The organism is Streptomyces sp. NPDC005494, from assembly GCF_042872025.1.
GTDB lineage: Bacteria > Actinomycetota > Actinomycetes > Streptomycetales > Streptomycetaceae > Streptomyces.
Window position 1 is genome coordinate 15,405 of record NZ_JBIAJR010000013.1, and the last position, 13,537, is coordinate 28,941.

Consider the following 13,537-nt stretch of genomic DNA (forward strand, 5'->3'; position numbering starts at 1 on the left):
CGGAGGGGCTGGCGCCGCGCGCACGGGGGCCCGGCCCGCCGCAGCCGGGCGTTCCGCCTCGCACCCTGGCCGGCCGCGTCACCCCGCCGGTCCGGACGAGGAGTCCGAGGACGGCGGAGCGGGGTCGGTGGAACCGCCGGTCGGTGAGGGTGCGGGAGAGCCGGGGGTCTCCGTCGGCTCTCCCGTCGGAGTCGGGGTCGGTGTCGGCGTCGGCGTGGGCGTGGGCGTCGGAGTGGGCGTCGGGGCCGGATCCGTCGGCGGAGGGGTGGACGGCGTGGGGCCGGGGGACTGCGTGGACGGGGAAGGTGAGGGCTGCGGGCTCTCCGGGCGCGGTGACGCGGCGCCGTGTCCGGTGATCGCGACCGCGGATCCCGTCGGGCTGAGCACCACGCGGGCGCTCCAGGCGCCCCGCGGCTCGGCCGCGCCGTTCACGAAGACGTAGAAGGTGACGCTCCGGCCGGGGGCGACCGTGCCGGACGTACGGCTGAGGCGCAGCCACGCGGCGTCGGCGCGTGCCGACCAGGCGACGGCCTCGGCGCCGGTGGCGGTCAGGGTGATCGCCGTACGGCTGCCGGACGAGCGGGCCGAGACCGCGAGCGTGCCGGCGCCCCGCGGTCCCGGCCCCACGCTGATGACCTCGGCCGAGACGTCCGGTGTCCGGGGGCCGTGGGTGAAGGCGCCGTCGCCTTCGGGGCGGGCGTTGCCCGCGTTCTCGTAGTGGTCGTACGCGTCGTCGCCGAGCCCGGATGCTTCGTCGGTGTCCGCCGCGCTGACCGAGGTGTCGCGGCCCTCGCCGGTCAGCGGCGCGCCCCGGTAGGCGGCCCACAGGGCGATCACGGGGGCGGCGACGACGGTCGCCACGACCGTCGTCGTCACGACCCGGGCGCGCACTCTGTCCCGGCGCGCGGCGTGGTCCTTGGGATCCAGGGGGAAGCCCGTCCGGCCGAAGCGCGGTGCGCCGGACCGGGAGCGCCGGGCGTGGGCCAGGGCGACGCGCACGGAGGGGCGGGGCGCCTCGACGACCTGGAGGGCGGCCGCCGGGGTGACGGCCGCTCCGGGCCAGGGGCCGGCGGCTCCGGCGCGCTCGGCGGCGCGGCGGCAGCGGGGACAGTCGTCGACGTGCCGGACGAGCTCCCGGCGCAGGGCCGCCGAGAGCAGCACCTGATGGGTCCCGGTGAGCCGGGCGACGGCCGGGCAGTCGCCCTTCTCCACGACGGCGAGGGCGGCGCGGGTGCGCTCCACCTCGCAGGCGGCCCCCGCCAGGAGCTCCCGCGCGCCGGCGTCGTCGAGGCCGAGGACGGCCGCGACGGCACGCGGCGTGAGGCCGTGGCGTACGGCGAGCTCCAGCGCCTCGCGCTGCTCGGGGGTGGTGCCCGCGGCCTCCGGCCAGGCGAGCTTCGCGAGCTCGCGCCGGCGCGCTTCGGCCGCCGGGGACTCCTGGGCGCCCCCGGGAGCGGCGGCTTCCTCCGGGGTGCCGCCGCCCCCGGGCGGACGGGCGGGCGCGGTCGGTGCCGGGGGGCGGCGGTGCGCCTGGCGGCCCTTGCGCTGTTCCGTCATCGCGCGCAGGCACATCCACCGGGCCAGGGCGTACAGCCAGGATTTACGTTCCTCCTCGGCCGTGGGGCACCGGCCGTCCTGCCGTTCGGCGATCGCGAGGACCGAGCCGAGCGCCTCCGTGGCGGCCTCGTGGTCGCAGAGCACGGAGAGGCAGTAGGTGAACAGGCCGTCGAGGTACGGCTCGTAACGTGCGGGCGAGCGCTGCCCCGACGGGCGGGCGGTGCGGCGGTGCGCCCGGTGTGCGCCGGTGCGGTGTGCGGGGGTCTCCAGCCTGCTGCTCGTCACGGGGCGACCGTAGGCAGATGAGGGCGGAAGCATGACAGCACTTTCCGACATTTCATCCTTACGGGTGACGGTCTCCCTCGAAAGGGGACAGGAATCCCGTTTCTCTCCGGAACTACCGCATCGGTCACACGTTCGTTCCCCTCGCCCGCGACCGGCACTGTCGGACCCCACCTATACGGTGACGCCATGGCTGCCCGTACGAAATCCGCGAAGGACCGTCCGTCCTACCGCTGCACCGAATGCGGCTGGACGACCGCCAAATGGCTCGGCCGCTGCCCGGAGTGCCAGGCATGGGGGACGGTCGAGGAGTTCGGCGGCGCACCCGCGGTGCGTACGACGGCGGCGGGCCGGGTCTCCTCGGCCGCCGTGCCGATCGGCCAGGTCGACAGCAAGCAGGCCACCGCCCGCTCGACCGGGGTCGGGGAGCTCGACCGCGTGCTCGGCGGAGGGCTCGTGCCCGGCGCCGTGGTGCTGCTCGCCGGCGAGCCGGGCGTCGGGAAGTCGACGCTGCTGCTGGACGTGGCCGCCAAGGCGGCGAGCGACGACCACCGCACCCTGTACGTCACGGCAGAGGAGTCCGCGAGCCAGGTGCGCCTGCGGGCCGACCGGATCCGGGCGATCAACGACCATCTGTACCTGGCGGCCGAGACCGACCTCTCCGCGGTGCTGGGGCATCTGGACGCGGTCAAGCCGTCCCTGCTCGTCCTCGACTCCGTGCAGACCGTCGCCTCGCCGGAGATCGACGGCGCCCCCGGCGGCATGGCGCAGGTGAGGGAGGTCGCGGGGGCTCTCATCAGGGCCTCGAAGGAGCGCGGGATGTCCACGCTCCTGGTCGGCCACGTCACCAAGGACGGGGCGATCGCGGGGCCGCGGCTCCTGGAGCACCTCGTCGACGTGGTGCTCTCCTTCGAGGGCGACCGGCACGCAAGGCTCCGGCTCGTGCGCGGCGTGAAGAACAGATACGGCGCGACGGACGAGGTCGGCTGCTTCGAACTGCACGACGAGGGGATCACCGGCCTGGCCGACCCCTCCGGCCTCTTCCTCACCCGCCGCGACGAGCCCGTCCCCGGCACCTGCCTGACGGTCACCCTGGAGGGCAAGCGCCCCCTCGTCGCCGAGGTGCAGGCACTGACGGTCGATTCGCAGATCCCCTCGCCCCGGCGCACGACCTCGGGCCTGGAGACCTCCCGGGTCTCGATGATGCTGGCGGTCCTGGAGCAGCGGGGCCGGATCAGCGCGCTCGGCAAGCGGGACATCTACAGCGCCACCGTGGGGGGCGTGAAGCTCACCGAGCCCGCGGCGGACCTGGCGATCGCCCTGGCGCTGGCCAGCGCGGCCAGCGACACACCGCTCCCGAAGAACCTGGTCGCGATCGGTGAGGTGGGTCTCGCCGGGGAGGTCCGAAGGGTGACCGGGGTCCAGCGCCGGCTGGCCGAGGCGTACCGTCTTGGGTTCAAGCACGCCCTGGTTCCACGGGACCCGGGGAAGGTCCCGGCCGGTATGAAGGTCACGGAAGTCGCCGACATGGGCGACGCGCTCAGAGCCCTCCCGCGCAGGTCTCGTCAGGACGGACCACGGGAGGACGGCGCACGCCGGTAGACTTTGCCCTGGTCTCGCCCGCCCGTACGAACGGTATGAGGGACGCAAGGGCACCGCAAACCTGTGACCGGAGGAGTGCAGTGGCAGCCAACGACCGGGCAGCATCGCCCGGAAAGTCCGGCCAAGGCACGGGTAACGAGGCGCTGATGCGCGCCTCGTTGAGCGCGGTCGCGCCGGGAACGGCCCTCCGCGACGGCCTGGAGCGCATTCTCCGTGGCAACACCGGCGGACTGATCGTTCTCGGTATGGACAAAACCGTCGAATCCATGTGTACCGGCGGTTTCGTGCTGGACGTGGAGTTCACCGCGACCCGCCTGCGCGAACTGTGCAAGCTGGACGGCGCGATGATCCTCGACAAGGACATGACGAAGATCCTCCGGGCCGGCGTCCAGCTCGTCCCGGACGCCTCGATCCCCACCGAGGAGACGGGCACCCGGCACCGCACGGCGGACCGGGTCTCCAAGGCCTGCGGCTTCCCCGTGGTCTCGGTCTCCCAGTCGATGCGGCTGATCGCGCTGTACGTGGACGGGGAGCGGCGGGTCCTGGAGGAGTCGTCCGCCATCCTCTCCCGCGCCAACCAGGCCCTCGCCACCCTGGAGCGGTACAAGCTCAGGCTGGACGAGGTCGCCGGCACGCTCTCCGCGCTGGAGATCGAGGACCTGGTGACCGTCCGGGACGTGACGGCGGTCTCGCAGCGGCTGGAGATGGTCCGCAGGATCGCGACCGAGATCGCCGAGTACGTCGTGGAGCTGGGCACCGACGGCCGCCTGCTCGCACTCCAGCTGGACGAGTTGATCGCGGGCGTGGAGCCGGAGCGGGAGCTGGTCGTGCGCGACTACGTCCCCGAACCGACCGCGAAGCGGTCCCGTACGGTCGTGGAGGCGCTGTCCGAGCTGGACACGCTCAGTCACACCGAGCTGCTCGAACTTCCGGTGGTGGCGCGGGCGCTGGGTTACAGCGGCTCGCCGGAGACGCTGGACTCGGCGGTCTCCCCCCGGGGTTTCCGGCTGCTGGCCAAGGTGCCGAGGCTGCCCGGGGCGATCATCGAGCGTCTGGTGGAGCACTTCGGCGGCCTGCAGAAGCTGCTCGCCGCGAGTGTCGACGACCTCCAGGCGGTGGACGGCGTCGGCGAGGCGCGCGCCCGGAGCGTGCGGGAGGGCCTCTCGCGACTGGCGGAGTCCTCGATCCTCGAGCGCTACGTCTAGGGTTCGCCCGCCCGGCTCACGGGTTCGGGCCGTACACCCCGGCCCCGCGTCCGCCGGTCACGCACGGACGCGCGAGGCTCATCCAGGGCCCGCGCGAGGCCTGCGCAGAATCGATTCTGCGGCGCCGTACGGCGGTTGGACCCCGCCCGGAGATCACTCCCGGTGGGACACCGCCGAGTTGTCAGTCCTTGGCCAGCACGAACGAGGCGCGCAGAACGGTCTCGCCCGGGACCTTCGCTTCCAGCAGATACGTGCCCGGGGCAGCGGTGCCGGCGGGCGGCGTCGCGCACTTGGGCGCGCTCTTCCCGCGGTTCCAGTCCACGGTGTGGACGACCGTCCCGCCCGCCGGGATCCTCAGGAAGAGGGCTCCGGCCTTCGGGCAGTCGGCGGAGGACCACAGTTGCTCGTCGTCCTCGCCCGCTTCGGTGATCGTGAGCACCGCGCTCTTCGGGCCGAGGTCGGCCTTGCAGTCGGCGGCCGAGGTGTTGCTCGCCGTCAGCCGGAAGCGCGGCTTGTCGTCGGGGCCGTAGCTGAGCTCGGTCTTCAAGGTCAACCGCAGCGTGGCGGGCGCGCAGTCGGGGAGGGGCGAGCCGGCCGGAACCTGCTGCCCGGCGCTCGCACCGCCGCTCGTGCCCGCGCTCGTACCCGTCGACGTGGAGCCGCCGGCTCCCCCGGTGTCCGCCGCCCCGGCGCCCGAGCCGGTGTCACCGCCCGGACCGGTGGCCCCGCCGCTCGCTCCGGAGCCCGTGGATCCGCCGGTTCCGGAGCCGCCCGACTCGTCACGTCCGCCCGGGGGTTGACCGACGACCGGGCCCGAGCTGGAGGGGCCGGGTGTGATGGACGGGGCGGGATCCGAGCCTCCGGGCTTCCCGTCGTCCTGTCCGCCCCCGCTGCCGCCACGCGAGGTGACGGCCCACGCAACCAGGGCCGCGAGCAGCGCGATCACCAGCACCGCTACTGCTCTCCGACGCCAGTAGATGCTGGAGGGAAGCGGCCCGACCGGATTGCGCATAGATCCCACGGACCGAACTGTACGAGAGATCCAGGCCAACTCCGGCCCACAACCGCCGCTCTGATCGACAAGTTTTCCGGATCATCATCACGGCTCCGCCACTGTCGGGCAGTTACAGCCACTTTGCCCGGCTCGGGCATCGTCCGCCCCGTACGAAGGGACAGAACGGGTGGCGTTATCACCCCGTGAGCCCTCGGCCGGGCCGACACCACCGTAGCCGTGCCCCCTCCCGCGTCTTCCGTGCCAGGATCGTAGGTGCGATGACTGCCACGACTTCGACACAGACGCCCCCCGCCTCCCTCCACGCCCCCGTCATCGGGTGGTTCGAGCAGCACGCCCGCGATCTGCCCTGGCGCCGCCCCGAAGCGGGTGCCTGGGGTGTGATGGTGAGCGAATTCATGCTGCAGCAGACCCCGGTGAACCGGGTCCTCCCGGTCTACGAGCAGTGGATGGCCCGCTGGCCCCGCCCCGCGGACCTGGCCGCCGACGCACCGGGCGAAGCCGTCCGCGCCTGGGGCCGGCTCGGTTACCCGCGCCGCGCGCTACGCCTGCACGGAGCCGCGCAGGCGATAACGGAACGCCACGGCGGCGATGTGCCGAGCGAGCACGGCCAACTGCTCGCACTGCCCGGGATCGGGGAGTACACGGCCGCGGCCGTGGCCTCGTTCGCCTACGGGCAGCGTCATGCCGTACTCGACACGAACGTACGCAGGGTGTTCGCCCGGGCCGCCACCGGCATCCAGTACCCGCCGAACGCGACCACCGCCGCCGAGCGCAAGCTCGCGCGCGCCCTGCTCCCCGAGGAGGACGATCGCGCCGCCAGCTGGGCGGCGGCCACGATGGAACTCGGTGCGCTGGTGTGCACCGCGAAGAACGAGGACTGCACGCGCTGCCCGATCGCCGGACAGTGCGCCTGGCGGCTCGCCGGGAAGCCCGCCCACCAGGGACCGCCGCGCCGCGGTCAGACGTACGCCGGTACGGACCGCCAGGTGCGGGGCAGGCTGCTCGCGGTGCTGCGTGACGCGGTCACCCCGGTGCCGCAGGCCGCACTGGACGCGGTGTGGGAGGAGCCCGTCCAGCGGGCGCGCGCCCTGGACGGGCTCGTGGCCGACGGTCTGGTCGAGCCTCTGGCGAACGGCCGGTACCGGCTGCCCCTGTCCTGACCCGTCACGGCGGCCCGGCTGTCCAGCGGCTGTTACACAACCGATGGACAGCCGTGCGTCCGTGTACGGCTGCTCCGCACACCCTCGTGACAACGCCTCCGTAACGTCATCGGACGTCGGCCACGGGACCACCCGGCCGACGGCGGTACCACGGGGATCCACGGGGACGGAGGCGGTCGTAATGGCGCAGGGCGAGGTGCTCGGCTTCGAGGAGTACGTACGGACCCGGCAGGACGCGCTGCTGCGCAGTGCCCGCCGGCTCGTGCCCGACCCCGTGGACGCGCAGGACCTGCTGCAGACCGCGCTGGTCCGCACCCTCGGCCGCTGGGACGGGATCGCCGACAAGTCCCTCGCCGACGCCTATCTGCGCCGCGTCATGATCAACACGCGTACGGAGTGGTGGCGGGCCCGCAAGCTCGACGAGGTCCCCACCGAGCAGCTTCCCGACGCGAGCGTCGACGACGGTACCGAGCAGCGGGCGGACCGCGCCCTGCTCATGGACGTACTCGGTGTGCTGGCTCCGAAGCAGCGCAGCGTCGTCGTGCTGCGACACTGGGAGCAGATGAGCACGGAGGAGACGGCCGCGGCCCTCGGCATGTCGGCCGGTACGGTGAAGAGCACGCTGCACCGCGCCCTCGCACGGCTCCGCCAGGAGCTCGAGGACCGCGCGGCCCGGAGCGGCGAGGCCGAGGGGACACCCGCACCGGCACGGATACCCGCACAGCGGGACAGGCGTCATGACGAGCGGGGGCGGGAGCGGTGCGCGGCCTGACAGGCAGCGGTGGCGGCAGGCCCGCGGGGAGCCGGGGAGTCGGGGCCACCGTGGCGGCGGGGAGTACGGCGGTGGCCGGGCTCGCCGCCTTCGGGCTGTTCTGCTCCGGCTGTTCCGCGAGCGGTACGGGCACCCGTGACGAGGGCCCGGCGGGCACCCAGCAGGTCGCGGTGGCCACCCCGTCGAGCGCCGTCCCCGCGGGGGCTGCCACGCCCATGCCCCGGGTCGACGCCGTGCGGCTCGTGAAGGCCGACCCCGAGGTGAGCCGGCGGCTCAAGGAGGACCTGAAGCCCTGCACCGGCGACGAGTACCCGGTCGACACCTCCTACGGCACGCTCACCGACGGCTCCTCTGCCGATGTCGTGGTCAACGTGATGACCTGCGGCGATTCGGTGGGGGTGGGTACGTACGTCTACCGCCGCCTCGCCGACGGCTCGTACGGGAACGTCTTCGCCGCCGAGGTCCCCGCGGTCTACGGGACGATCGACCGGGGCGACCTGGTGGTGACCACCCAGGTGTACGGCTCGAAGGACTCGGTCGCCTACCCGTCCGGCGAGGACGTCGTCACCTATCACTGGGCCTCCGGCCGGTTCACGGAGACCGACCGGGTGCACAACGAATTCAACCGGGCCGTCGGCGGCGGGGAAGGCGCTCTCCCCGCACCGCAGCCGACGCAGAACTGAGAGCCGCTCGCATGGCCGAGACCCATGTCCTGTTCGTCGAGGACGACGACGTCATCCGCGAGGCCACCCAGCTCGCCCTGGAGCGGGTGGGCTTCGCCGTCACCGCGGTGCCCGACGGCCTGCTGGGCCTGGAGGCCTTCCGGGCGGACCGTCCGGACATCGCGCTGCTGGACGTGATGGTGCCGGGGCTGGACGGTGTCAGCCTGTGCCGGCGCATCCGGGACGAGTCGACCGTGCCCGTGATCATGCTGTCGGCGCGGGCCGACGCGATCGATGTGGTGCTCGGCCTGGAGGCCGGGGCCGACGACTACGTCACCAAGCCCTTCGACGGGGCGGTGCTCGTCGCGCGCATCCGCGCCGTCCTGCGCCGCTTCGGCCACGCCTCGGGGGCGGGCGGCCGTACCGACGGGGGCGCCGGGGCCCGGGACGAGGCGGACGGCGGCGTGCTGGTCTTCGGTGACGTGGAGATCGACACCGAGGGCATGGAGGTGCGCCGGGGAGGCGCGCACGTGGGTCTCACGCCCACGGAGATGCGGTTGCTGCTGGAGTTCTCCGCGGCTCCCGGGACGGTCCTCTCCCGGGACAGGCTCCTGGAGCGGGTCTGGGACTACGGCTGGGGCGGGGACACCCGCGTCGTCGACGTCCATGTGCAGCGCCTGCGCACCAAGATCGGGCAGGACCGGATCGAGACGGTCCGCGGCTTCGGCTACAAGCTGCGCGCATGAGGCGGCTGGCGCTGCGGACGGGTGTCCGCTGGAAGATCAGCATCGCGATCGCCGCGGTCGGCGCGCTCATCGCGCTGGCGCTGAGCCTCGTCGTCCACAACGCCGCCCGGGTGTCGATGCTGGAGAACGCCCGCGAGGTGCAGCTGGAGCGCCTGCTGTTCGCCCAGCGGCTGTACGAGGCGGCGAGCCCCCAGAAGCCGTCCCCGAAGTTCGGCGCCAAGATCAACGATCCGGCGCTGCCGCCGGGTCTGCGTGACCGCATCCGGGACAACCGGCGCGCCACCCATGTCGACGAGAACGCCGACGGGGTGCCGGACGTCTGGGCGGCCGTCCCCCTGGCCAACGGCGACGTGCTGTCGCTGCACACCCGGTTCGCCGACCGCAGCGCCACGATCATGGGTGACCTCGACCGGGCGCTGATCATCGGCTCGGTGTCGGTCGTCTTCGGCGGCTGCGCACTGGGCGTCCTGATCGGCGGCCAGCTGTCCCGCAGACTGCGCAAGGCCGCGGCGGCGGCCGGCAAGGTCGCCCAGGGCAACACGGAGGTCCGCGTACGGGAGGCCGTCGGAGGTGTCGTGCGCGACGAGACCGACGAGCTCGCCCGGGCCGTGGACGCCCTGACCGACGCGCTGAACGAGCGGATCGAGGCCGAGCGCAGGGTCACCGCGGACATCGCCCACGAGCTTCGCACCCCGGTGACCGGGCTGCTGACCGCGGCCGAGCTGCTGCCCCCGGGGCGGCCGACGGAGCTCGTACGGGACAGGGCGCAGGCGATGCGGACCCTGGTCGAGGACGTCCTGGAGGTCGCCAGGCTGGACAGCGCGTCGGAACGGGCCGAGCTCCAGGAACTGCCGCTCGGCGAGTTCGTGAGCCGCCGGGTCAGGCTGCTGGATCCGGAGATCACGGTACGGGTGGTGCACGAGTCCTGGGTGTCCACGGACCCGCGCCGGCTGGAGCGCATCCTGGGCAATCTGCTGGGGAACGCAGCCAAGCACGGCGCGGGGCCGGTCGAGGTCACCGTCGAGGGCCGGGTCGTACGGGTGCGCGATCACGGGCCGGGCTTCCCGGAGGCGCTGCTGCGGGAGGGGCCGAGCCGGTTCCGTACGGGCAGCAGCGACCGGTCGGTGCGGGGGCACGGGCTGGGGCTGACCATCGCCACCGGGCAGGCACGTGTCCTGGGCGCGAGGCTGACCTTCCGCAACGCGGGGCCACCCGGAGACACAGGGGACGCGGGCGGGGCCGTGGCCGTGCTCTGGCTGCCCGAGCACGCCCCGACGAACACCGGCAGTTTCCCGATCCTGCGACAGGCCGACCTGGACTGAGCGGACGCGTGGACGCGTGGACGCACCGGGCCCCGGAGGCGAGTCGCCTCCGGGGCCCGGTGTGTGACGCGCGGCTGCTCAGGCGTTCTGCGACGCCTTGGCCGCGGGTGAGGCGGTGGAGTCGGTGACCTGCGCGGAGTCGGTCACGCCGGCGGAGTGCGCGGAGTCGGTGACGTCGGCGGAGGGCGTGGCGTCGCCGGAGTCCGCGGCCGGCGCCTCCGGCTTCGCGGCGCCCCGCAGCGGTACCTCCTTGACGAACAGCGCCGCCAGCAGGGCGATCACCGCGACGGAGCCACCGACCAGGAAGGCGATGTGCGTACCGGAGGCGACGGCGTGCTCGTACGCCTCGCGGGCCGCGTCCGGGAGCTTCGCCAGGCTCGCGGCGTCCAGCTGCGCGGACCGCTCCGTCACCGCGCCACCGCCGCGGGCCGCCATCTCGTCCTGCACCCGCCCGGTGAAGAGGGCGCCCATGATCGCGACTCCGAAGGAGCTGCCGAGCGTGCGGAAGAGGGTGGTGGCGGAGGAGGCGACGCCCATGTCCTTGAGCTCGACACTGTTCTGCGCGACGAGCATCGTGATCTGCATCAGGAAGCCCATGCCCGCGCCGAGCACCGCCATGTGGACACCGGAGGTGAAGCGCGAGGTGCCGGTGTCCATGGTGGCGAGCAGGAAGAGACCGGCGACCATCAGGACGCTGCCGAGGATCGGGAAGATCTTGTACTTGCCGGTGCTTGTGGTGATCCGGCCCGCGATCAGCGAGACGACCATCATCGAGAGCAGCAGCGGCAGGAGGAGCAGCCCGGAGTTGGTCGCGGAGGCTCCCTGGACCGACTGCTGGTAGAGCGGGAGGAAGAGCACCGCTCCGAACATCACGAAGCCCACCATGAAGCCGACCACCGACATGAGGGTGAAGTTGCGGCTCCGGAAGATGTGCAGCGGCATGATCGGTTCGGCGGCCTTCGTCTCGACGAAGACGAACCCGACGAGGGAGGCCACGCCGAGCGCGATCAGCTCCATGATCACGGCCGAGCTCCAGGCGTACTCCGTACCGCCCCAGGTGGTGACCAGCACGATCGCGGTGATGCCCACCGTGAGGAGTGCGGCGCCCAGGTAGTCGATCCGGGCCGTCGACCGCTCCTTGCGGGGAAGGTGCAGGACAGCGGTGACCATGGCCAGCGCGACGGCGCCCAGCGGGATGTTGATGTAGAAGCTCCAGCGCCAGCCCAGGTGGTCGGTGATGGTCCCGCCGACCAGCGGTCCGCCGATCATGGCGATCGCCATCACGCCGGCCATCATGCCCTGGTACTTGCCGCGCTCCCGGGGCGGAACCAGGTCACCGAGGATCGCCATGACTCCGACCATCAGGCCGCCCGCGCCGAGTCCCTGGACCGCGCGGAAACCGATCAGCTGGCCCATGTCCTGGGCCATACCGCTCAGCACCGAGCCGATCAGGAAGATCACGATGGACGTGAGGAACACGCCCTTGCGCCCGTAGAGGTCGCCGAGCTTGCCCCAGATCGGGGTGGAGGCCGCGGTGGCCAGGGTGTAGGCCGTCACCACCCAGGAAAGATGCTCCAGTCCGCCCAGGTCGCCGACGATGGTCGGCATCGCGGTGCCGACGATCAGATTGTCGAGCATGGCCAGCAGCATCGTGATCATCAGGGCGAGAACGACCACCCTGACGCTGCGTGCCGCTGGTTCGGCCGGTGTCTCCGCCGCCTTCTCGAGTTCCGCCATGTCGTCTCCCCTGACCCCTGATCCCCTGAAACACCTGGTCTGCCACTGTGCCGGAGCCCTTACTTGCCGCCCGGCTAGTTGACTACACTGAGGGAAGGTAGACCCGTAACTAGCCGGGCGTCAAGTAAGTTCTTGGGAGAGTCGCATGGGCAGCACGCCGCAGCAGCGCCGGGGCAACACGCGCCAGCGCATTCAGGACGTCGCCCTGGACCTCTTCGCCGAGCAGGGGTACGAGAAGACCTCGCTCCGCGAGATCGCGGAGCGGCTCGGGGTGACCAAGGCGGCGCTGTACTACCACTTCAAGACCAAGGAAGACATCCTCACCAGCATCTTCGAGGACCTGAACCGGCCGATCGAGGAACTCCTGGAGTGGGGCAAGGGGCAGCCCCGCACCTTGGAGACGAAGAAGCAGATCCTGATCCGCTACAGCGAGGCGCTCAAGGCCGCCACGCCGCTCTTCGTCTTCATGCAGGAGAACCAGGCGACGGTGCGCGAGCTGAGCATCGGCCACACCATCAAGCACCGGGTCATCTCGCTGGTCGACCTGATCAAGGACCCCGACGCCGCACTCACCGACCAGGTGCGGTGCTTCAGCGCGCTCTTCACGATGCACGCCGGGATGATGGCCCTCAGGGACGCCGAAGGCGACCCCGAGGAGAAGCGCAAGGCCGCTCTCGAGGTCGCCATCGAGCTGGTCACCAAGGCCCACGGTCATGGGCCCGCCGCTTAGCGGCCTGACGGTGTCCGTCAGATGTGGACGTGCACGGAGTTCAGGTAGGAGACCGGGTTGATCGCCGAGCCGTAGTTCGGGGTGGTCCGGATCTCGAAGTGCAGGTGCGGGCCGCTGGAGTTGCCGGTGTTGCCGGACAGGCCGATCTTCTCGCCCGTGTTCACACGGTCGCCGATCTTCACGTCGATCTTCGACAGGTGCGCGTACTGCGAGTACTTGCCGTTGGCGTGCTTGATCACGATGGCGTTGCCGTACGCGGGACCGTCGCCGCCGCCGTTCGGGCCGGCCTTGACGACCCGGCCCGTGTGCGCGGCCTCGACCTTGGTGCCGATCGGCACCGCGAAGTCCTGGCCGGAGTGCTTGCTGGCCCAGCGGTCGCCGCCGGTCCCGTAGGTGGCACTCAGCACGTACTTGCTGACCGGGGCCTCCCAGGCGGCCTTCTTCTTCGCCGCGGCCTTCTTCTTGGCAGCGGCCTTCTTCTTGGCCTCGGCCTTGTCCGCCTTCGCCTTCTCGGCGGCCTTGCCCTGGGCGGTCGCCTGCTGGGCGACGGAGCCCGCGGTGGTCGTACCGGCGAGGGCGGCGGTGTCCGTAGTGCCGGACGCGAACGCCGCGCCCGCACCGAACACCATCGACGCACCCAGGCCGGCGGCCACGACGACGCCACTGACGCGGGGCATGGACGGGCGGCGGGAGTGCTGGAACGTAACGCGCTTCGACATGCGGTGAGAACCTCCGGGGTGACTGGAC

11 protein-coding genes and 1 pseudogene are annotated in these 13,537 nt (G+C 72.3%); 8 read left to right on the forward strand and 4 right to left on the reverse strand.

Going from position 1 to position 13,537, the window contains the following annotated elements:
• Nucleotides 1-78: 78 nt before the first annotated feature.
• Complete coding sequence (locus ACFYQ6_RS30590; RefSeq protein WP_388766060.1) at nt 79-1,893, reverse strand: hypothetical protein; 1,815 nt, start codon at nt 1,891-1,893, stop codon at nt 79-81.
• Between the two features lie 135 nt (nt 1,894-2,028).
• Here ACFYQ6_RS30590 and radA point away from each other — a divergent pair, with 135 nt between their 5' ends.
• Both radA and disA read left to right on the forward strand, forming a co-directional pair.
• The gene (gene radA, locus ACFYQ6_RS30595) at nt 2,029-3,441 is read left to right on the forward strand and encodes a DNA repair protein RadA (RefSeq protein ID WP_361585422.1); all 1,413 of its coding nucleotides are present in this window, start codon (nt 2,029-2,031) and stop codon (nt 3,439-3,441) included.
• An 80-nt stretch (nt 3,442-3,521) separates the two neighbouring features.
• Complete coding sequence (disA, locus tag ACFYQ6_RS30600; RefSeq protein WP_361585425.1) at nt 3,522-4,646, forward strand: DNA integrity scanning diadenylate cyclase DisA; 1,125 nt, start codon at nt 3,522-3,524, stop codon at nt 4,644-4,646.
• A 181-nt stretch (nt 4,647-4,827) separates the two neighbouring features.
• Here disA and ACFYQ6_RS30605 read toward each other — a convergent pair whose 3' ends face one another.
• Nucleotides 4,828-5,658 carry a hypothetical protein gene (locus ACFYQ6_RS30605; protein ID WP_361585533.1) on the reverse strand — a complete coding sequence of 277 codons (831 nt, stop codon included), beginning with the start codon at nt 5,656-5,658 and terminating at the stop codon, nt 4,828-4,830.
• A gap of 260 nt (nt 5,659-5,918) precedes the next feature.
• On the opposite strand from ACFYQ6_RS30605, the gene ACFYQ6_RS30610 reads away from it, so the two are divergent.
• From ACFYQ6_RS30610 to cseC, 5 genes are all read left to right on the forward strand, one after another.
• Nucleotides 5,919-6,821, forward strand: a complete 903-nt coding sequence (locus ACFYQ6_RS30610; RefSeq protein WP_361585428.1) for an A/G-specific adenine glycosylase — start codon at nt 5,919-5,921, stop codon at nt 6,819-6,821.
• Between the two features lie 181 nt (nt 6,822-7,002).
• The gene (locus tag ACFYQ6_RS30615) at nt 7,003-7,593 is read left to right on the forward strand and encodes a SigE family RNA polymerase sigma factor (protein WP_388766063.1); all 591 of its coding nucleotides are present in this window, start codon (nt 7,003-7,005) and stop codon (nt 7,591-7,593) included.
• Nucleotides 7,581-8,276 (forward strand): hypothetical protein, encoded by a 696-nt coding sequence (locus ACFYQ6_RS30620; RefSeq protein ID WP_388766065.1) that lies wholly within the window; start codon nt 7,581-7,583, stop codon nt 8,274-8,276. Before ACFYQ6_RS30615 ends, ACFYQ6_RS30620 begins: the two co-directional genes overlap by 13 nt.
• Before the next feature lie 11 nt (nt 8,277-8,287).
• Entirely contained in the window at nt 8,288-9,001 is a 714-nt protein-coding gene (gene cseB / locus ACFYQ6_RS30625; protein ID WP_361585434.1) for a two-component system response regulator CseB, read from the forward strand.
• Nucleotides 8,998-10,323, forward strand: a complete 1,326-nt coding sequence (cseC, locus tag ACFYQ6_RS30630; protein ID WP_388766068.1) for a two-component system sensor histidine kinase CseC — start codon at nt 8,998-9,000, stop codon at nt 10,321-10,323. Before cseB ends, cseC begins: the two co-directional genes overlap by 4 nt.
• 174 nt (nt 10,324-10,497) lie before the next feature.
• Here cseC and ACFYQ6_RS30635 read toward each other — a convergent pair.
• A pseudogene (locus tag ACFYQ6_RS30635) lies at nt 10,498-12,060 on the reverse strand (MDR family MFS transporter); the annotation flags it as partial.
• A 145-nt stretch (nt 12,061-12,205) separates the two neighbouring features.
• Between ACFYQ6_RS30635 and ACFYQ6_RS30640 the strand changes: the two are divergent.
• Nucleotides 12,206-12,790, forward strand: coding sequence for a TetR family transcriptional regulator (locus ACFYQ6_RS30640; protein WP_361585439.1), 585 nt, complete (start codon nt 12,206-12,208; stop codon nt 12,788-12,790).
• 17 nt (nt 12,791-12,807) lie between these two features.
• Here ACFYQ6_RS30640 and ACFYQ6_RS30645 read toward each other — a convergent pair whose 3' ends face one another.
• Complete coding sequence (locus tag ACFYQ6_RS30645; protein ID WP_361585442.1) at nt 12,808-13,509, reverse strand: M23 family metallopeptidase; 702 nt, start codon at nt 13,507-13,509, stop codon at nt 12,808-12,810.
• Nucleotides 13,510-13,537 lie beyond the last annotated feature (28 nt).